Source organism: Streptomyces sp. NPDC060049, from assembly GCF_042736715.1.
GTDB lineage: Bacteria > Actinomycetota > Actinomycetes > Streptomycetales > Streptomycetaceae > Streptomyces.
The window spans coordinates 282,041-300,326 of sequence record NZ_JBHWVV010000010.1 but is presented as its reverse complement, the minus strand read 5'-3'; the positions used below and the strand labels follow the sequence as shown (position 1 = coordinate 300,326).

At 73.4% G+C, this 18,286-nt stretch carries 17 protein-coding genes and 1 riboswitch; of the genes, 8 read left to right on the top strand and 9 right to left on the bottom strand.

Translation table 11 applies throughout. From position 1 onward, the window contains the following. The first annotated feature begins 250 nt into the window (after nucleotides 1-250). A complete protein-coding gene (locus ACFWBY_RS21045) occupies nucleotides 251-1,420 on the top strand; it encodes a steroid 3-ketoacyl-CoA thiolase (RefSeq protein ID WP_328298416.1) in 1,170 nt (389 codons plus the stop codon). Nucleotides 1,421-1,567: 147 nt separating this feature from the next. Here ACFWBY_RS21045 and ACFWBY_RS21040 read toward each other — a convergent pair whose 3' ends face one another. The 7 genes from ACFWBY_RS21040 to ACFWBY_RS21010 form a co-directional block, all read right to left on the bottom strand. Further along, nucleotides 1,568-1,972, bottom strand: coding sequence for a transglycosylase SLT domain-containing protein (locus tag ACFWBY_RS21040; RefSeq protein ID WP_385409683.1), 405 nt, complete (start codon nucleotides 1,970-1,972; stop codon nucleotides 1,568-1,570). A gap of 355 nt (nucleotides 1,973-2,327) precedes the next feature. Beyond that, entirely contained in the window at nucleotides 2,328-3,299 is a 972-nt protein-coding gene (locus ACFWBY_RS21035) for an ECF transporter S component (RefSeq protein WP_385339213.1), read from the bottom strand. Further along, complete coding sequence (locus tag ACFWBY_RS21030; RefSeq protein ID WP_385409682.1) at nucleotides 3,296-5,377, bottom strand: ATP-binding cassette domain-containing protein; 2,082 nt, start codon at nucleotides 5,375-5,377, stop codon at nucleotides 3,296-3,298. Before ACFWBY_RS21030 ends, ACFWBY_RS21035 begins: the two co-directional genes overlap by 4 nt. Further along, entirely contained in the window at nucleotides 5,374-6,480 is a 1,107-nt protein-coding gene (locus tag ACFWBY_RS21025) for an energy-coupling factor transporter transmembrane component T (RefSeq protein WP_385339219.1), read from the bottom strand. The genes ACFWBY_RS21030 and ACFWBY_RS21025 overlap by 4 nt, the downstream gene beginning before the upstream one ends. A gap of 299 nt (nucleotides 6,481-6,779) precedes the next feature. Next, complete coding sequence (locus ACFWBY_RS21020) at nucleotides 6,780-7,439, bottom strand: SCO2322 family protein (RefSeq protein ID WP_385339222.1); 660 nt, start codon at nucleotides 7,437-7,439, stop codon at nucleotides 6,780-6,782. Next, nucleotides 7,439-8,674, bottom strand: coding sequence for a prenyltransferase/squalene oxidase repeat-containing protein (locus ACFWBY_RS21015; protein ID WP_385339225.1), 1,236 nt, complete (start codon nucleotides 8,672-8,674; stop codon nucleotides 7,439-7,441). Before ACFWBY_RS21015 ends, ACFWBY_RS21020 begins: the two co-directional genes overlap by 1 nt. 137 nt (nucleotides 8,675-8,811) lie before the next feature. After that, a riboswitch (cobalamin riboswitch) is annotated at nucleotides 8,812-8,891 on the bottom strand. A 79-nt stretch (nucleotides 8,892-8,970) separates the two neighbouring features. Next, a complete protein-coding gene (locus ACFWBY_RS21010; protein ID WP_385339228.1) occupies nucleotides 8,971-10,059 on the bottom strand; it encodes an MBL fold metallo-hydrolase in 1,089 nt (362 codons plus the stop codon). A 181-nt stretch (nucleotides 10,060-10,240) separates the two neighbouring features. Here ACFWBY_RS21010 and ACFWBY_RS21005 point away from each other — a divergent pair, with 181 nt between their 5' ends. The 3 genes from ACFWBY_RS21005 to ACFWBY_RS20995 all read left to right on the top strand — a co-directional run bounded on the left by ACFWBY_RS21005 (nucleotide 10,241) and on the right by ACFWBY_RS20995 (nucleotide 12,699). After that, entirely contained in the window at nucleotides 10,241-11,713 is a 1,473-nt protein-coding gene (locus tag ACFWBY_RS21005; RefSeq protein WP_385339231.1) for an aldehyde dehydrogenase, read from the top strand. After that, the gene (locus ACFWBY_RS21000) at nucleotides 11,713-11,946 is read left to right on the top strand and encodes a ferredoxin (RefSeq protein WP_385339234.1); all 234 of its coding nucleotides are present in this window, start codon (nucleotides 11,713-11,715) and stop codon (nucleotides 11,944-11,946) included. Before ACFWBY_RS21005 ends, ACFWBY_RS21000 begins: the two co-directional genes overlap by 1 nt. Before the next feature lie 129 nt (nucleotides 11,947-12,075). Further along, nucleotides 12,076-12,699, top strand: coding sequence for a hypothetical protein (locus ACFWBY_RS20995; protein WP_385339236.1), 624 nt, complete (start codon nucleotides 12,076-12,078; stop codon nucleotides 12,697-12,699). Between the two features lie 100 nt (nucleotides 12,700-12,799). On the opposite strand, the gene ACFWBY_RS20990 is transcribed toward ACFWBY_RS20995, so the two are convergent. Further along, nucleotides 12,800-13,459 carry a TetR family transcriptional regulator gene (locus tag ACFWBY_RS20990; protein WP_385339239.1) on the bottom strand — a complete coding sequence of 220 codons (660 nt, stop codon included), beginning with the start codon at nucleotides 13,457-13,459 and terminating at the stop codon, nucleotides 12,800-12,802. 230 nt (nucleotides 13,460-13,689) lie between these two features. Here ACFWBY_RS20990 and ACFWBY_RS20985 point away from each other — a divergent pair, with 230 nt between their 5' ends. From ACFWBY_RS20985 to ACFWBY_RS20975, 3 genes are all read left to right on the top strand, one after another. Continuing rightward, entirely contained in the window at nucleotides 13,690-15,039 is a 1,350-nt protein-coding gene (locus ACFWBY_RS20985) for a glycosyltransferase family 4 protein (RefSeq protein WP_385339242.1), read from the top strand. Between the two features lie 61 nt (nucleotides 15,040-15,100). Beyond that, nucleotides 15,101-15,847 (top strand): class I SAM-dependent methyltransferase, encoded by a 747-nt coding sequence (locus ACFWBY_RS20980; protein WP_385339245.1) that lies wholly within the window; start codon nucleotides 15,101-15,103, stop codon nucleotides 15,845-15,847. Then, nucleotides 15,844-16,932 carry a prenyltransferase gene (locus ACFWBY_RS20975; protein ID WP_385339248.1) on the top strand — a complete coding sequence of 363 codons (1,089 nt, stop codon included), beginning with the start codon at nucleotides 15,844-15,846 and terminating at the stop codon, nucleotides 16,930-16,932. The genes ACFWBY_RS20980 and ACFWBY_RS20975 overlap by 4 nt, the downstream gene beginning before the upstream one ends. Before the next feature lie 217 nt (nucleotides 16,933-17,149). Here ACFWBY_RS20975 and ACFWBY_RS20970 read toward each other — a convergent pair whose 3' ends face one another. Continuing rightward, on the bottom strand, nucleotides 17,150-17,452 hold the full coding sequence (locus ACFWBY_RS20970; RefSeq protein WP_385339250.1) for a hypothetical protein: 303 nt from the start codon (nucleotides 17,450-17,452) through the stop codon (nucleotides 17,150-17,152). A gap of 113 nt (nucleotides 17,453-17,565) precedes the next feature. On the opposite strand from ACFWBY_RS20970, the gene ACFWBY_RS20965 reads away from it, so the two are divergent. Beyond that, a complete protein-coding gene (locus tag ACFWBY_RS20965; protein WP_385339253.1) occupies nucleotides 17,566-18,207 on the top strand; it encodes a hypothetical protein in 642 nt (213 codons plus the stop codon). Nucleotides 18,208-18,286: the final 79 nt, after the last annotated feature.

The following is an 18,286-nucleotide window of genomic DNA, read 5'->3' as shown; positions in this document are numbered from 1 at the left end:
AAAGTCTGACGGCCCATCAGAAGTTGGCTTGAAGGTAGTAACGAGTTCTAGAAGTGACAAGGGGCTCCGCGTCAACTGTTGCGTGTGGAATCCGTGTAAGCCACGTGCAAGACCCTTGCGTACCGGGTGTTCTGGTCATAAGACTGCTGGGAGAACTAGAACGCGTACTAGTTCGGGTGGGGCGCCGGGACGGCCCGCCCGCCAGCTGAGGCGCGCTGTGCGCTACGCAGGAGCAGGAGAGGACGAGCTCATGGCCGCGGAACCCGTCATCGTCGAAGCCGTACGCACCCCCATCGGCAAGCGCGGGGGCGCGCTCGCCAATCTTCACCCCGCCTACCTTCTCGGCGAGACCTACCGCGAGCTCCTCGCCCGTACGGGCATCCAGCCCGACTGCGTCGAGCAGATCGTCGGAGGCACCGTCACCCACGCCGGCGAGCAGTCGATGAACCCCGCCCGCAACGCCTGGCTGGCCATGGGCCTCCCGTACGAGACCGCCGCGACCACCGTGGACTGTCAGTGCGGCAGCTCCCAGCAGGCCAACCACATGGTCGCCAACATGATCTCCGGCGGTGTCATGGACATCGGCATCGCCTGCGGCGTCGAGGCCATGAGCCGGGTCCCGCTCGGCTCCGGCTCCAAGCACGGCCCGGGCAAGCCCTTCCCGGACGAGTGGAACGTCGACCTCCCGAACCAGTTCGAGGCCGCCGAGCGCATCGCCCGCCACCGGGGGCTGACCCGCGAGGACGTGGACCGCCTGGGCGTGCTGTCCCAGCAGCGGGCCGCCGCGGCGTGGGCCGAGGAGCGGTTCAAGCGCGAGACCTTCGCCGTGCAGGTGCCCACCACCGAGGCGGAACAGGCCGCAGGCCAGGGCATGTGGCGCCTCGTCGACCGGGACGAGGGCCTGCGCGACACCTCCATGGAGGCACTCGCCCGGCTCAAGCCGGTCATGCCGACCGCCGTGCACACCGCCGGGAACTCCTCGCAGATATCCGACGGCGCCGCCGCCGTGATGTGGGCCTCGCGCAAGATGGCCCGAGCCCTCAAGCTGCGGCCGCGCGCCCGGATCGTCGCCCAGACGCTGGTCGGCTCCGACCCGCACTTCCACCTGGACGGACCGATCGACGCGACCCGTGCGGTGCTGGGGAAGGCCGGCATGTCGTTGAAGGACATCGACCTCGTGGAGATCAACGAGGCCTTCGCCTCCGTCGTCCTCAGCTGGGCCCAGGTCTTCGACCAGGACCTGGAGAAGGTCAACGTCAACGGCGGCGGCATCGCGCTCGGCCACCCCGTCGGTGCGACCGGAGCCCGGCTGATCACCACCGCCCTGCACGAACTGGAGCGGCGCGACAAGGAGTTCGCCCTGATCACCATGTGCGCCGGGGGCGCGCTGGCGACGGGCACCATCATCCAGCGGCTGTAGCACTGCTGCGCCGCCCTCGGTCCCTGTGGGATGGGATAGCCGAAGGCCCCGGTGGCCGGACCTGGGGAGGTCGGCCGCCGGGGCCTTCGCATGCGCACGTACCGGGCCCTAACGGGGGTACTCGCTGGTCTGCTGCCCGCTGGTGGCTTAGTACCAGTGGTTGTTCTGCCAGAAGTTCCAGGCGCCCACGGGGCTGCCGTAACGCTCGTTCATGTAGTCCAGGCCCCACTTGATCTGGGTGGCCGGGTTGGTCTTCCAGTCCGAGCCGGCCGAGGACATCTTCGAGGCCGGCAGGGCCTGGACCAGGCCGTACGCGCCGGAGGAGGCGTTCGTGGCGGTGTAGTCCCAGCCGCTCTCGTGCGACACGATGTTGTTGAACGCCGCGAACTGCGCCGGGTCCTTGATCATCTGCTGGGCGATCGCCTTGGCGCTCGTCGGGGCGGCCTGCGCGGGAACCGCGGCCAGCATGGAACCGGCGACACCCAGGGCGACGACGGTGCCCGCGAGGGTCTTCTTGGAAGCGGCGATGCGGCGGATGACTGCGTTGGACACGGATTGACCTTCCGAAGGGGGCAGGGGCGGTCGCGGCATGCCGAAGACATGCGTGAGCCACTCACGCGGTGGAGAGGGGTTCGTCGGCGGAAGCGGGAGACCGGGGGTGAACCCGGGGGATCTCCGTCCGCCCTGCGACTCATCCAGTTCTACGGGGGTTCGGAGCCCCTGGCAAAGGCCCCTGCTACTAGTGGCCCTCGAAGCCGGGGTGCAACGGCCCCCCGTCGGCCGGATCGGCGTCCGCGCAGGTGGGAGGAGCTCCGAGGAGGTCGATAAGGGGCGGTTCAGGGCTACTATCCTGATTCGTATGTGACCTGGGTCCTGTGGGGCGGGTCACCGGCTCAGGGCCCGGATCTCACCCTCCGTGTGTGCTCGCATACCTTTCGGGGGAAGGTTTACGGTCCGATCCGGCCCCCGGATCGAAGGAAACGGGCGCGTCGAAGGCAGCTTTCCGTGTCGCCCGCCGCAGCGCCTTCAGCAGGGTCGTGCCGAGCGTGAGTGTCAGTACGACGGTCAGTGCGGCCCGGCCCAGGTCCCAGCCCAGCGACGTCGCCAGGCAGTACGCGAGGAAGCGGGCCAGATTCGCGGCCACCGGGTCCCCCGGGTGGAACGAGATGCCCTGGCCCATGCCCTGCAGGATCACCCAGCCCTGCAGGTTCATGACCGTGCCGTACGCGAACGAGCCGAGGAACCCGTACAGCGCGAGCATCGCCAGCTCGGCCCGCCCCCGGATCCGCACCGGCCCCGGCAGCAGCCCCGCGCCCAGCGAGAACCAGCCCATCGCCAGCATCTGGAAGGGCATCCACGGCCCGACCCCGCCCGTGAGCAGGGCCGACGCGAACATCGTGACCGCGCCGAGGACGAAACCGAAGCCGGGGCCGAGCACCCGGCCGCTCAGCACCATCAGGAAGAACATGGGCTCCAGGCCGGCCGTACCCGCGCCGAGCGGGCGCAGCGCGGCACCGACCGCGGCCAGTACGCCGAGCATGGCGACGGCCTTGGCGTCCATGCCGTCGTCGGCGATGGTCGCGACGACCACGGCGACGAGCAGGGGCAGCAGGGCGGCGAAGAGCCAGGGGGCGTCCTGGGAGTGGGCGAAGCCGGACTGCCGGTCGGCGAGGAGGGGCCAGCCGAAGGCGGCGATGCCGATGAGGGTGACGAGGAGGAGGGCCGCGGCGGCGCGGGGGCCGATGCGGATGGGGCGGGTCGCCTTGCGGCGGGTGGCCTTGTGGGTGGGGGTCTCGGGGGTGGTGGCCTCGGGGGTGGTGGTTTCGGGGTGAGGGACCTCGGGGTGGCGGGTCTCGGGGTGGCGGGCCGGGGTGCTCATGCGGTCGCCCGCGCTGTCAGGGCCGCGGCGACCTGCGAGACCGTGAGCCAGTGGCCCGGGGCCAGGACCTTGGCGACCTGGGGTGCGAAGGCGGGGGAGGAGACGACGACCTCGGCGGTCGGGCCGTCCGCGACGACCTCGCCGCCGGCCAGGATCACCACGCGGTGGGCGAGCTCGGCGGCGAGCTCCACGTCGTGGGTGGCCAGGACGATGGCGTGGCCGTCCGCGGCGAGTGCGCGCAGGATCTCCACGAGGCGGGCCTTGGCGGCGTAGTCCAGACCGCGGGTCGGCTCGTCGAGGAGGAGCAGGGCCGGACGGCCGGTCAGCACCAGCGCGAGGGCGAGGGCCAGGCGCTGGCCCTCGGACAGGTCGCGCGGGTGGGTGTCGTCCGGGACGTCGGGCAGGAGCTCGCTGACGAGGGCGCGGCAGGTGCCGGGGGCCGCCTGGGCGTCGTGGTCGGCGGCTGCGCACTCGGCGGCGACGGTGTCGGCGTAGAGGAGATCGCGGGGTTCCTGGGGCACGAGGCCGACGCGGGTCACCATCTCGCGGGGCGGTGTGCGGTGGGGGGTGCGGCCGCTGACCGTCACCTGGCCGGTGGTGGGTTCGAGGGTGCCGATGAGGGTGGCGAGGAGGGTGGACTTGCCTGCGCCGTTGCGGCCCATGAGGGCGATGGTCTCGCCGGGCGAGACCGTGAGGGTGATGTCGCGGAGGACTTCTGCGCGGGCGCGGCGGAGGGAGAGGCCGGTGATCTGCGCCACGGGGGCCGTGGCCGCCTCGGGCGGCCTCGCCTTGGCCGCCGCCGTGGCTCCCGTGTCCGGGGTGCGGCGTCGGAGCAGGCGGGCGAGGGGGCCGGTGCCGGTGCGCGGGCCCTGCGGGCGGCTGTCCCCTACCCGCCCTTCCCCCGTTCCCCAGGGCTGCGCCCCGGACCCGCCTCGGGGCTGCGGCCCGGGCCCGGCGTGGGGCTGCGCCCCGGACCCGGCGGGGACTGAGGGCTGCGCCCCGGGCGTCGGGTGCCGCGCCCCGGACGCGGCGGGGGCCCCGGACCCGCCTCGGGGCTGCGCCCCGGGCCCGGCGGGGGCTGCTGACCCGTGGGGCTGCGCCCCGGGCCCGGCGTGGGGCTGCGCCCCGGACCCGGCGGGGACTGAGGGCTGCGCCCCGGGCGTCGGGTGCTGCGCCCCGGACGCGGCGGGGGCCCCGGACCCGCCTCGGGGCTGCGCCCCGGGCCCGCCTCGGGGCTGCGGCCCGGGCCCGGTGGGGGGGTGTTTGGGGAGGTGGGTGCGGAGGGGGGGTGCGTGGCGGCGGGCTTCGCGGACGGACAGGGGGAGGGGGGTCCAGCCGGCCAGGCGGCCCAGGGCTACGACCGGGGGGTGGACGGGGGAGACGGCCATGATCGAGGAGGGGGAGCCGAGGACGGGGGGCTCGCCCGGGGAGGGGATGAGGAGGACCTGGTCGGCGTACTGGACCACCCGCTCCAGGCGGTGCTCGGCCATCAGGACCGTGGTGCCGAGGTCGTGGACCAGGCGTTGCAGGACGGCCAGGACCTCCTCCGCCGCGGCCGGATCCAGCGCGGACGTCGGCTCGTCCAGGACGAGGACCCGGGGGTGGGGGGTCAGCACCGAGCCGATCGCCACTCGCTGCTGCTGGCCGCCAGACAGCGTGGAGAGCGGGCGGTCGCGCAGTTCGTTCAGGCCGAGGAGGTCCAAGGTCTCCTCGACGCGTCGCCGCATGACGGCCGGGGGCAGGCCGAGGGACTCCATGCCGTAGGCGAGCTCGTCCTCGACGACGTCTGTCACGAAGTGGGCGCGCGGATCCTGGCCGACCGTGCCGACGACGTCCGCGAGTTCGCGCGGCCGGTGCGTACGGGTGTCGCGGCCGGCGACCGTGACCCGGCCCCGCAGCCGCCCTCCCGTGAAGTGCGGGACGAGGCCCGACACCGCGCCGAGGAGGGTCGACTTGCCCACGCCCGACGGGCCGACCAGGAGCGTCAGCTCGCCCTCCGCGAGGGTGAAGTCCGCGTGCGCGAGGGACGGCGCGGACGCACCCTCGTACGTCACCGACACCTCTTCGAAACGGATCACTGCGACGCCTCCTTCGGCTGGGGTGGGACGGGTGCCACGAAGGCCGGGAGCAGGCCGATCAGGATCGCCGCGGCGGGCCACAGGGGCAGACCGGGGGAGACGAGGGGGACCACGCCCGGCCGCATCCCCTCCGGGTCCAGGGACGCGGCCCGGATCAGCAGCACCGCGACCGCCGCGCCCGAACCGGCGACGAGCCAGGCCCGTACTCCCCACCGGTCGGGCCGGTACCTGGTGCGCACCGACCGGCGTCCGCCGAGGCGGAGCCCCGCGAGGGCGAGGACGAGTCCGACGAGGAGGACCGGCAGGCCGTACACGGCGCCTTCGGCCGCGAGCAGCCCGTACGTGCCCGCGCACATGCCGAGGAGCCCGCCGAGCGTGAGGACGTTGGTGGTGTGGCGGACGGCGGGTGCGACCAGCGCGGTGCGGCCGTAGCCGCGCGCGTCCATGGAGGCGGCGACCGCGACGGAGCGTTCCAGCGCGCCCTCCAGGACCGGCAGGCCGATCTGCAGGATCGCCTTGACCCCGCCCGTGGGGCGTCCGCGCAGCCGGCGGGCCGTCCGCAGGCGGACGACGTCCGCGACCATGTTCGGCGCGAACGTCATCGCGACGACCACGGCGACCCCGACCTCGTAGAGGGCGGCGGGCAGGGACTTCAGCAGCCGCGCCGGGTTGGCGAGGGCGTTGGCGGCGCCGACGCAGATCAGGAGCGTGGCCAGCTTCGCGCCGTCGTAGAAGGCGAAGACCAGCTGCTCGGCGGTGACCCGGCCGCCGAGCCGGATGCCCTGTGCCCAGGCGGGCAGCGGGAGCTCGGGGAGGGTGAAGAGGGTGTGCGAGCCGGGGATGGGGGAGCCCAGCAGCATGGAGAAGAGGAGGCGCAGGCCGATGACGAAGAGGCCGAGCTTGACGAAGGCGCCGTAGGACCGGGCCCAGGGGGCGTCGGTGCGGCGCGCCGCGACGACGTATCCGGCGACGCCGACGATCAGTCCGAGGAGGAGCGGATTGGTGGTGCGGGAGGCGGCGGTGGCGAGGCCGAGGGCCCATATCCACCAGGCACCGGCGTGCAGGGCGTTGGCGCGCGTGGACTCGGGAGGCTGCCAGGGCATGGCCCTCCTCTTGTACGTCGCCCCGCGCGGGCGGCCGGTTGCCCGGTCGGGGCCGGGGCCGGCCGGGGCCGAGTCGTCGGGTGCGGCGCCGTGCGGGGTGCGCCCGGCCCGCGGCCGGGCCGGGTTCCCACCCGCACCACCCGTGCGAGTGGACGGTCGGGCGCGGGTGGCCCCGGTGGGGCCCCACCCGCCGTCGCCGTCCGACCCGCCGTTTCCGGCGCACGCCGGGCCGTCGACCGGAGACGTGCCCCCGGGCACAGGCCTGCCGTCCTCGGCCCCCGCCGTGCCCTCGCCCGGGGTCATCGGGAGCGGCGGCGGCGGGATTGCCAGAGGGCGGCCGCGGCCAGGGCGGCCACCGCGGCGATGCCCGCGAGGAGGCCCGCCGACGGGGTGCCGTCGGACGCGTGGGGCTCGCCGGACGTGTCCGGGGCGGCGTCCGCGAGCGGCTCGCCGCAGCCCTGCTTCGGGTATCCCGAGACGGCGCACAGCAGTGCGGCGCTGTTGTAGCGCAGCGGCTTCGCGACCTCGGCGAGCGCCTCGGCCGCCGTGGCGTCCGGGCCGACCTGGGCGCACGCCGTGCGCGGAGCGTCCTGCGGCGGGGCGTCGCCCGCCGGGGCGTCCGCGGGGGTGCCGAAGTCGACGACCACGGCGATCCGCTTCCTGCCCTCCACCGGCGAGGTGGCGGAGCAGACCGCGGTGAAGTCGGGGGCGGTGCGCGGCGGGGCGGCCTGGTCGGCCGCGTCCTTGCTCACCACGAAGTGGAAGCCCTGCACGGAGCCGTCCGCCGGGCGCAGCGAGGAGGGACCCTGGGTGGCGTACTTCCACTGGCCGCCCGAGGCGTCCCAGAACGACCAGTAGCGGTACGTCGAGGCGAACGCGGGGGAAGCGGCCGACAGGGTGGAGGCCAGGGCGAGGCCGAGGCCGAGGACCAGCGGCGTCAGACGGCGGCGGCCGCGCATCAGATCTGGTTCTTCTTCCGGCGGCCGCTCAGCACGATGCCGATGCCCGCGCCGGCCGCCACGCCCGCGCCGATCATCCACCAGACGTTCTTGTCGGCCGCGTCGTCGGAGTCCTTCTCCTTCTGGGAGGACCCGGTCTCCCGCGGCGCGGGGCCCGTCGCGTTCAGCGCCGCCACCAGGTCCGTGCCGCCGAAGGACTTCGGGTCGGTGCCGGTCGCGTGCGCGGCCAGGATCAGGGTGCCGAGGCCGGCCGGGCTGTCCTTGGCCCAGTCGGCCGAGTGGGACTTCAGCCACTCCAGCGCGCCCGCCGCCGACTGCTTGTGTCCGGCCGCGGCCAGGGCGATCACCGCGTCGGCGGTGTTGCCGATGTCGGGGGTCGGCTGGTCGGCGCCCGGGGTGAGGGCGGTCAGGTGGCCGCCCTCGCGCAGGGCCTGCGCCAGGTATCCGGCCGCGCCCTGGGCCGCTGCCGCCGGGTCGCCGGCGGTCGCCGGGCAGACCAGTGCGGCCGCGGGGGTGTCCGTGGAGGCGGCGGGCACGAGCGGGCCCGTGGCCAGGCCGGCCAGGACGGCCGCGGCCGTCGCGTCGGCGTTCGCGGGCAGCTTGCCGTCGGCCGTGGGCTGGTAGGCGAAGGCGCCCCGGTCGGCGGCCGGCTCGGCGGAGCAGCCCAGCTGGAAGGCCAGCAGGCCCTCGTACGCGGATTTGCCCGCCTTCGACTTGACCTCGGCAGGCTTCTCGCCGGCCACCGCGAGGGCGCTGATCACCACGGCGGTGGAGCTGGCCTCGCTGGGGGAGCCCGGGACGTAGGCCCAGCCGCCGTCCTCGTTCTGGACGGACTTCAGCCAGTCCGTGCCCTTCTTGACCGCCGCGTCGTGGCCGCCGAGGGTCTTCAGGGCCTGCACGGCCACGGCGGTGGCGTTCGTGTCGAGCATCGTCTTCGCGTCGCACGCGGCGTCCGCGTCCGCTCGGAAGGAGGCGAAGGAGCCGTCGGCGCACTGCTGGCCGACGAGCCAGTCGACGGCCTGGCCGGCGGGCTCGAGACCGGCGGTGTGCTGGGCGAGGAGGGCGAACGACTGTCGCCACACCCCGTCGTAGGTGGGGTCGTTCTTACCGAAGAGGCCGGAGGGGGCGGCGGGCGCCGGCGACGGCGAGGCGACGTCGGCGAAGGCTGCGGGAGCGGCACCCACGCAGAGCACGGCGGAGGCGGCGAGCGCGGCGGCGCTGCGGCGGACGTTCATGGCGGGCGGGTGCCTCTCGTGCTGGGGACCCGGAGGCAGGCAGCACAGCGCGGGCTGGCACCGGGCTCCGGCTCCGTTTACCTCGACGGTGCCGGCCGCCGGAGGGCCCGGCGGCACGAGCCGCGCACCTTCGTACGGGGCATCCCGGCTCCCCGCCCCGGCGGTGCCGAGGAGGGTCACGGTTGCGGGTCAGCGCCGGATTCGCACCGGCTTCCCCCCGTACGGAAGTGTGGACGACGCCCGTACTCTACCGGCCCGTAACCGGCGTGCGGGGTGGCGCTGCCCACCCGAGCCCCTTACAGGGCGCGGTACGAGACGGGGTCGCTGCCCGCTACGGCCTCCGCGCGGCCCTGCTTCACGAGTCGCCGCAGGTGGGCTTCCGCTTCGGAGACGGCGATGTTGCGGGAGCCGTACGGGATCTGCTCCCAGGGCCTGTTCCACTCCATCCGCTCGGCCAGCCCCCACGGGGTCAGCGGTTCGGCGAGCAGCTCCCACAGCCCGGTCAGCCGCTCCTCGTGGTGGTCCAGGAGCTCCCGTACGCGGCCCGGGGCGTCGGTGAAGGCGTGCTGGTGGGCGGGGAGCACCTCGGCGGGCCGGAGGCGGCCGATGCGTTCGAGGGAGTCGAGGTAGTCGCCGAGGGGGTCGGTGACGAGCTCTGAGGACGGGTCCTCGTAGAGGCCGATGTGCGGGGAGATCCCGGGCAGCAGGTGGTCCCCGGAGAAGAGGCGGCCGTTGCCGGGAAGGTCCGCCGGGTGCTTCTCCTCCAGGTGCAGGCAGACGTGGCCCGGGGTGTGGCCGGGGGTCCAGATGGCCCGGAGCTTGCGGCCGGCCAGCGGCAGCAGCTCGCCGGGGACGATCTCCCGGTCGGGGACGGCGGCGTTCAGGCCGGGCAGGGTGCGCATGCGGCCGCTCGCGCGGGCGGCGCGCAGCGGGGCGATGTGGTCCTCCGGGGCTCCGGCGGTGGCCAGCTTCTCGCTCATGTAGTCGAACCAGACGCCGGGTTCGGAGGAGCGGGTCCGGACGACGACCTCGGTGTCGGCGGCGTGCATGGCGATCCAGGCGCCGGAGGCGTCGCGGACCTGGCCGGACAGGCCGTGGTGGTCGGGGTGGTGGTGGGTGATGACCACCCCGTGGACATCGGCGACGGCGACGGAGAGGGCTCCGAGGCCGGCGACGAGGGTGTCCCAGGACGCGGGGTCGTCCCAGCCGGTGTCGATGAGGACCGGGCCGCGGTCGGTGTCGAGGACGTGGACGAGGGTGTGGCCGAGCGGGTTGTCGGGGATGGGCACCTTGACGGCCCACACGCCTCCGCCGTGGTCGGTGACGTCGGGCGCGCCCTGTGCCGTGCCGCCCTGTGACGTGCCCTGTGCCGTGTCCTCTGCCATGAAGGGCTCCACTCTCACGAGAACGTGTTGCAGTAGTCGCCCAAGTCGACCATCTCCGAGGCTTTCTGACTAGTCGTTGGATCTTCGCAGTGTCCGACGAGGCGGTTCGGTCAGGGCCGTGGACTCCTAGAACTAGAACTGGTATCAGTTCTGGAACGCCAAGCCGCAGGAGGCATCAGCCATGACCGAGCTCGTGGAACACGGACAACTGCTCATCGGCGGGGAGTGGACCGATCCGCTGGGCTCCGAGACGATCGAAGTCGTCTCGCCGCACACCGAGCAGGTCATCGGCAGCGTCCCGCACGCCTCGAAGGCGGACGTCGACCGGGCCGTGGCGGTGGCCCGCAAGGCCTTCGACGAAGGCCCGTGGCCGCGCACCTCGCTGGAGGAGCGGATCGCCGTCGTCACCCGCATCAAGGACGCCATAGCCGTCCGCCACGAGGAGATCGCCGCCTCGATCAGCTCCCAGAACGGGTCCCCGTACTCCTGGAGCATCCTCGCCCAGGCGCTCGGCCCGATGATGGTCTACGACGCCGCGATCACCGTCGCACGCTCCTACCCCTACGAGGAGTACCGCCAGGGCGCCCTCGGCAGCATCCTCGTCCGGCGCGAGGCGGTCGGCGTCGTCGCCGCCGTCATCCCCTGGAACGTCCCGCAGTTCGTCGCCGCCGCCAAGCTGGCGCCCGCGCTGCTGACCGGGTGCACCGTCATCCTCAAGCCCTCCCCGGAGGCGGTGCTCGACTCCTACATCCTCGCCGACATCGCCCGCGAGGCCGGACTGCCCGAAGGCGTGCTGTCGATCCTGCCCGCCGACCGCGAGGTCAGCGAGTACCTGGTCGGCCACCCGGGCGTCGACAAGGTCGCCTTCACCGGCTCCGTCGGGGCCGGGCGGCGCGTCATGGAGGTCGCCTCGCGCAACCTCACCCGCGTCACCCTCGAACTCGGTGGCAAGTCGGCCGCCGTCGTCCTCCCGGACGCGGACCTCGACACCGCCATCGCGGGCATCGTTCCGGCGGCCTGGATGAACAACGGCCAGGCGTGCATCGCCCAGACCCGCGTCCTCGCGCCGCGCAGCCGCTACGCGGAGATCGCCGAGGCGCTCGCAGCGGCGGCCGGGGCGCTGGTCGTCGGCGACCCGATGGACCCCGCGACGCAGCTCGGCCCGCTGGTCGCCAGGCGGCAGCAGCAGCGCTCCCTCGACTTCATCCGGATCGGCCAGGAGGAGGGCGCCAAGGTCCTCGCCGGCGGCGGCCGTCCGGCCGGCATGGACCAGGGCTGGTACGTGGAGCCGACCCTCTTCGGAGACGTCGACAACTCGATGCGGATCGCCCGCGAGGAGATCTTCGGCCCGGTCGTCTGCCTGATCCCGTACGGGGACGAGGCGGAGGCGGTGCGGATCGCCAACGACTCGGAGTTCGGGCTGAGCGGCAGCGTCTGGACCGGGGACGTCGAGCGCGGCGTCGACTTCGCGCGGCAGGTGCGCACCGGCACCTTCAACGTGAACACCTTCAGCCTGGACATGCTCGGCCCGTTCGGCGGCTACAAGAACAGCGGTGTCGGGCGGGAGTTCGGCCCGGAGGGGCTGAGCGAGTACCTGGAGCACAAGATGATCCACCTCCCGGCCGGGTACGTACCGCCTGCGGCCGGTGCGTGATGGGTGACCGGTGGCACGTCGAAGTGGACCGGGGGGTCTGCATCGGCTCGGGCATGTGCGTGAACCACGCTCCGGAGGGTTTCGCCCTCGACTCGGCGCGCCAGTCCCACCCGCGCGCGGTGGAGACGGACGCGAACGAGCCGGTGCTCACGGCGGCGGAGGGCTGCCCCGTCGAAGCCATCATGATCACCATGCTGGGCAGCGGCGAGGCGGTGTTCCCGCCGGAGGAGTGAGCGGTGGCCCGGGGCGGGCCGGGGCACGGGCCCGGGTCGGCTCCCGGGCCCGGCCGTCGCGGGCGCGGCGCTCCGTGTGAGACTCCTGCGACGACTGCCCGGCGCACGTGGCCGGGCAGCATCACGAGGGTGGGGAACGGCATGCGCGGGGTCCGCTGGACGAGGGTCGGGGCGGTGCTCGGGGCGCTGCTGGTGACGGGGTGCGAGAAGGAGGCCCCCGCGGGCTCCCCGGCCGCTTCGGCTTCGGCATCGGCGGGGGCGGGTTCGGCGACCGGTTCCGCCGCGCCCGCCGGTGCCTTCGGCAGGGAGCAGGTCGCCGCGGACGTCGCCGCCGCCACGGCCGCGGCCGGGATGGGCCGCCCCGGTACGGCGGTCACCGCGGCCCCGTCCCCGACGGACCCGGGCACGGCGAAGGGCGACCTCCGGGCGGCGATGCTGGCCTGCGCGGTCCCCTGGCAGACGATGGAGCCACTGCCCGACCCGGTGAAGGCGTACGAGGCCACGATCACGACGCTGGAACAGCGCGGCTGGAAGCGCGGCGACCGCCACCAGCAGGACATGCTCACCCATACGTCCCTGACCAAGCAGGGCTGGACCGTGCTCGCCCGCCGCTACGACTTCTCCGCCGGGAAGGGCTCCCCGATGGGCATGCCCGACATGCTGTCCTTCATGGCCACGGACCAGGCGTGCGAGGGCCGCTTCACGGACGCGGAGATGGAAGAGGCCTTCCGGGACGAGGATCCGCAGGGTTAGCGAGAACCCGTGAACGCCCGTGAACGCCGGGCGGGATCGAGAAGGCTCGGCAGCGGAGACGGTGCCGGGCCGCGCGGCGGCGGCGTGGGCGACGGCGGGATCAGGCCTTTTTCGGCGGGGCCGGGGCCGCCGCGTCCGGCGCCGTGAGGTCGATCAGGCGGCAGACCATCTCGATGTCGATCTTCACCTGGGCGATCGACGCCCGGCCCGACAGCCAGGTGATCAGCGCCGAGTGCCAGGTGTGCTCGATGACCCGGACCGCCGAGAGCTGCTCAGCGGTCGGCGGGGCGTCCAGACCCATCGCGTCCAGGATGATCGCCGTCGTCAGCCGCGACACGGTGTCCACCTCGGGGCTCACGCTGCGGTCCGCGAAGGTCAGCGCGCGCACCATCGCGTCCGCCAGGTGCGGCTCCCGCTGCAGGGCGCGGAAGGCGCGCATCAGGGTCTCGGCGACCCGGGCCGCCGGCTCGTCCCCGGCGGGCGGGCGCTTGCGCAGCGTCGTGTGCATGTGCTGGAGCTGGTCCTGCATGGTGGCGACGAGCAGGTGCACCTTGGAGGGGAAGTAGCGGTAGAGGGTCCCCAGCGCGACGCTGGAGGACTCCGCGACCTCCCGCATCTGGACCGCGTCGAAACCGCCCCTGCTGGCCAGCTGGGCGCTGGCGTGCAGGATCCGCCTGCGGCGCGCCTCCTGGCGCTCCGTCAGGGGCGGGGACGCCGGTGTGGTGACGGCTGGGGTCACGGCCTTCGCTTCCGCTGTCATCTGTCCCGTTCCAAGGCGTTCCATGCTGTTGCGGGTGGGGTGGTGCGGGGGCTGGTTCGCGCCCAGCATGGCAGGCGCCCGAGCCGTGGCGTGAATCACCTGCCACCCCTCTTACGGTGTGGTTTCCGGCCGGTAGATTCAATGGTCTTCAACGGATCAAGTCTGAAACTTGTTCTACATTATCCGAGCGGTTACGCTCCGGCGAAAGTGCAGGGAGAAGGGGGCCGAGAGTGACTGCTGAGGCCATGGTGACGAGCCCTTTCACGGGTTCCCCCGCCGACGGCAGCCGCCCGTTGCGGATCGCGCTCCTCACCTATAAGGGGAACCCGTTCTGTGGCGGCCAGGGCGTCTACGTCCGGCACCTCTCGCGCGAGCTCGTGAAGCTGGGCCACTCCGTCGAGGTGATCGGCGCGCAGCCCTACCCCGTCCTCGACACGGGCGCCAGCCTCACCGAGCTCCCGAGCCTGGACCTCTACCGCAGCCCCGACCCGTTCCGCACCCCCAAGCTCCACGAGTACCGGGACTGGATCGACGCCGTCGAGGTCGCCACCATGTGGACCGGCGGCTTTCCCGAGCCGCTGACCTTCTCGCTGCGCGCCCGGCGCCACCTGGCCGCCCGCGCCGGCGAGTTCGACGTGGTCCACGACAACCAGACCCTCGGCTACGGACTGTTGGGCGACGTGGGCGCTCCGCTGGTCACCACCATCCACCACCCCATCACCGTCGACCGCGAGCTGGACCTGGCCGCCGCCAAGGACCGCAAGAAGCGCGCGTCCGTCCGGCGCTGGTACGCCTTCACGCGCATGCAGGGCCGGGTCGCCCGCCGCCTGCCCTCCGTACTCACCGTCTCCGGCTCCTCCAAGCAGGAGATCGCCGACCACCTCGGCGTCCAGGGCGAGCGCATCCACGTCGTCCACATCGGCGCCGACACCGACCTGTGGTCGCCCGACGCCTCCGTCGCCGAGGTACCCGGGCGGATCGTGACGACGTCGAGCGCCGACGTCCCGCTCAAGGGGCTCGTCCATCTCGTCGAGGCGCTCGCGAAGCTCCGTACCGAGCAGCCCGACGCCCACCTCGTCGTCGTCGGCAAGCGCGCCGAGAAGGGACCCGTCGCCCGCGCGATCGAGACGTACGGGCTCCACGACGCCGTCCGCTTCGTCAAGGGAATCACCGACGCCGAACTCGTCGACCTGGTGCGCAGTGCGCAGGTCGCCTGCGTTCCCTCCCTCTACGAGGGCTTCTCGCTCCCCGCCGCCGAGTCCATGGCCACCGGCACCCCGCTCGTGGCCACCACCGGCGGAGCCATCCCCGAGGTCGCCGGCCCCGACGGCGAAACCTGCCTCGCGGTGCCGCCCGGCGACGCGGGCGCGCTGGCCTCGGCCCTCGCCCGGCTGCTGGGCGACGCCGAGCTGCGCGCCAGGCTGGGCGCCGCCGGCCGCGAACGGGTCCTGGCCCGCTTCACCTGGGCCAAGGCCGCCGAGGGCACCGTCGTGCACTACCGCGCCGCCATCGAGCAGGCCGCCAGGAACGCGGCGGGTTCGAAGGCCGCGCCCGCCTCCCGTAGCCGCGGTACCCGGTGACCTTCACCTTCCGTCCGATGCAGTCCCCCTCTCACCCCCGCGACCGCGAAGGCAGGACCCCGTGCTGACCGTCGATTTCTCCCGGTTCCCGCTCGCCGCAGGCGACCGCGTACTCGATCTGGGCTGCGGCGCAGGCCGGCACGCCTTCGAGTGCTACCGGCGAGGCGCCCAGGTGGTCGCCCTCGACCGCAACGGCGAGGAGATCCGCGAAGTCGCCAAGTGGTTCGCCGCGATGAAGGAGGCCGGTGAGGCCCCGGTCGGCGCCACCGCCACCGCGATGGAGGGCGACGCCCTCGCGCTGCCCTTCCCCGACGAGTCCTTCGACGTCGTCATCATCTCCGAGGTGATGGAGCACATCCCCGACGACAAGGGCGTCCTCGCCGAGATGGTCCGCGTCCTGAAGCCCGGCGGGCGCATCGCCATCACCGTGCCGCGCTACGGTCCCGAGAAGATCTGCTGGGCGCTCTCCGATGCCTACCACGAGGTCGAGGGCGGCCACATCCGCATCTACAAGGGTGAAGAGCTGCTCGGCAAGATGGAGGCCGCCGGCCTCAAGCCGTACGGCACGCACCACGCGCACGGCCTGCACTCGCCGTACTGGTGGCTCAAGTGCGCCTTCGGCGTCGACAACGACAAGGCGCTGCCCGTCAAGGCGTACCACAAGCTCCTGGTCTGGGACATCATGAAGAAGCCCGCGCTCACCCGCCTCGCGGAGCAGGCCCTGAACCCGGTCATAGGCAAGAGCTTCGTCGCCTACGCGACCAAGCCGCACCTGCCCGTGGGCGCGGCCGCGGGCGCCGAGAAGTGAGCTCGCCCGGGCGCACCGCACCCGAGCACCTGGTCCTGGACGGCGTACTGACCGCCGATCAGGCAGCCGCCACCGTCGCGGGGATCCTCGCCGCGCAGCGCGCCGACGGGGCGATCCCGTGGTTCCGCGGCCACCACCTCGACCCGTGGGACCACACCGAGGCCGCCATGGCGCTCGACGCGGCGGGCGAACACGAGGCCGCGGAGCGGGCGTACGACTGGCTGGTGCGCCACCAGAACGAGGACGGCTCCTGGTTCGCCGCCTACGCGGACCGCGAGGACGGGGTCGACACCCGTCGGCCGCAGGACGCGAGCCGGGAGACCAACTTCGTCGCGTACCTCGCCGTCGGCGCCTGGCACCACCACCTGTCCACCGGGGACGACGCCTTCCTCGACCGCATGTGGCCGGCCGTGTACGCGGCCGTGGAGTTCGTCCTCGGGCTCCAGCAGCCCGGCGGTGAGATCGGCTGGAAGCGGGAAGCGACCGGCGAGCCGGTGCGCGACGCGCTGCTGACCGGGTCCTCCTCCATCCACCAGGCCCTGCGCTGCGCCCTGGCCATCGCCGACCACCGGGGCGAGCCGCAGCCGGACTGGGAGCTGGCCGCGGGCGCGCTGGGCCACGCGATACGGCGCCACCCGGAGCGGTTCCTCGACAAGTCGCACTACTCCATGGACTGGTACTACCCCGTCCTGGGCGGGGCGCTGACCGGCGCGGAGGCGAAGGCGCGGCTCGAGGAGCGCTGGGAGGAGTTCGTCGTCCCGGACCTCGGCGTGCGGTGCGTGCTGCCGAACCCGTGGGTGACGGGCGGGGAGTCCTGCGAACTGGCGCTGGCGCTCTGGGCGACGGGGGAGTCGGACCGGGCGCTGGAGATCCTGCGCTCGATCGGGCACCTGCGGGCGGACAACGGCATGTACTGGACCGGGTACGTCTTCAAGGACCGGGCCGTGTGGCCCGTCGAGCAGACCACCTGGACGGCGGGCTCGCTGCTCCTCGCGGTGGCCGCGCTGGGCGGGGACGAGGCCACGGGCGTCGTCTTCGGCGGACTCACCCTGCCGGCGGGCCTGGAGCCGGACTGCTGTTCCTGAACGCCGCTCGTCCCCCGGCGCGCCGGGGGACGAGTCGCGGCCGCAGGCAGAACTAGGCCGTCTCTTTCGGATCTTGCCGGGCCCGCGACGCCTGGTACCGCACCTGGCCGCGTTGTCGGGGCGCCCCAGTACGTCCAGTACGCGGCACGCCCCTCCGCCTTGCCGTGCACGGCACCAGGCGCCGCGGGCTCGGCCGACAAGATCCGAAAGAGACGACCTAGCGGCGGTACAGGCGGCCCGCCACGGCGTGGCCGATGACGAGGTAGGCGACGGCCGCGATGCCGTAGCCGACGACCACCTGGACCCATGCGCGGGTGAAGGTGAACAGGTCGTAGGACCAGCCGGCCAGCCAGCTCGCCGCGTCGTGGATGAAGTCCACCAGGGCGTTGCCCTGGTTGGCATCCAGCAGGTACAGCAGGATCCACAGGGCGATCACGAAGGCCATGACGTCCGCCACGACCGCAACGGCGCGGCCTGCCTGACTACTTCCCCGGGTGTGTACTCGCGTGTGTGTGGGCATGGTGCGCGTCTTGCCGCCCCAGGGCCGGGTAAACCCGAACGGGCCCCACCGGTGGCGCGGCCGGGCGACCCGGGTCAGGCTGCGGGGGACCCCTGAGTCCCCGGAGGCAACCCGTGTCCCTACCCACCCGAACCGTTCGATTCCGTCGCTCCCTCACGGCGGTCCTGCTGTCCTGCGCGCTGCTGGCCGGTGCCACCGCCTGCGGCTCGGGCGGCAACGACACCGCGATCAGCCAGAGCGACGAGGTCACGGTGGCGATGGCCGCGTTCGCCGAGGCCGACGCGGCGGCTTCGGCCGAGGACGCGGAGGCGGCCGCCGCCACGCCGTCGGCCAGCAGCACGGCGGAGAAGCAGAAGTTCGCCAAGACGCGCTTCGTCGCCAACGCCGGGCTCGCGGCCGGCGCCACGTACCAGTGGATCATCAAGCCGTACCGTGCGGGCAAGTTCAAGAAGGGCGCCAAGGGCCGCACGTTCGCGCTCATCAAGGCGGGCCTCGCGGGGGCCTTCGCCTACAACCGGCTCAAGGCCGCCTCGGAGAACGCCAAGGGCGACCCGCTGCTGTCGAAGGCCATGGTCCCGCTGACGGCGGGCATCGAATCGCTCAAGGGCCTCGGCTCCAAGCTGCGCAAGGGCGACGCCGGCGACGCCGACATCAGTTCCTTCGAGGACGTCATCAAGGGCGTCAAGGACGCCGGACAGAGCGCGGGCGCCCCGGTCACCGACAAGGTTCCGAGCGCGGGCGAGCTGACCGGCTGAGCGCTCCGCGCAGCGGGCTGACCGGCCCTGCGGGCGCGGCGCCCGCCCACGGAAACGGGCCGGACCGGATCGCTCCGGT

Coding starts and splice junctions, on each gene's coding strand:
- ACFWBY_RS21005 (WP_385339231.1), top strand. CDS start 10,241: ATGACCGAGCTCGTGGAACACGGACAACTGCTCATCGGCGGGGAGTGG.
- ACFWBY_RS20990 (WP_385339239.1), bottom strand. CDS start 13,459: ATGACAGCGGAAGCGAAGGCCGTGACCCCAGCCGTCACCACACCGGCG.
- ACFWBY_RS21025 (WP_385339219.1), bottom strand. CDS start 6,480: ATGCCCTGGCAGCCTCCCGAGTCCACGCGCGCCAACGCCCTGCACGCC.
- ACFWBY_RS20970 (WP_385339250.1), bottom strand. CDS start 17,452: ATGCCCACACACACGCGAGTACACACCCGGGGAAGTAGTCAGGCAGGC.
- ACFWBY_RS21015 (WP_385339225.1), bottom strand. CDS start 8,674: ATGAACGTCCGCCGCAGCGCCGCCGCGCTCGCCGCCTCCGCCGTGCTC.
- ACFWBY_RS21020 (WP_385339222.1), bottom strand. CDS start 7,439: ATGCGCGGCCGCCGCCGTCTGACGCCGCTGGTCCTCGGCCTCGGCCTC.
- ACFWBY_RS21000 (WP_385339234.1), top strand. CDS start 11,713: ATGGGTGACCGGTGGCACGTCGAAGTGGACCGGGGGGTCTGCATCGGC.
- ACFWBY_RS21035 (WP_385339213.1), bottom strand. CDS start 3,299: ATGAGCACCCCGGCCCGCCACCCCGAGACCCGCCACCCCGAGGTCCCT.
- ACFWBY_RS21010 (WP_385339228.1), bottom strand. CDS start 10,059: ATGGCAGAGGACACGGCACAGGGCACGTCACAGGGCGGCACGGCACAG.
- ACFWBY_RS21045 (WP_328298416.1), top strand. CDS start 251: ATGGCCGCGGAACCCGTCATCGTCGAAGCCGTACGCACCCCCATCGGC.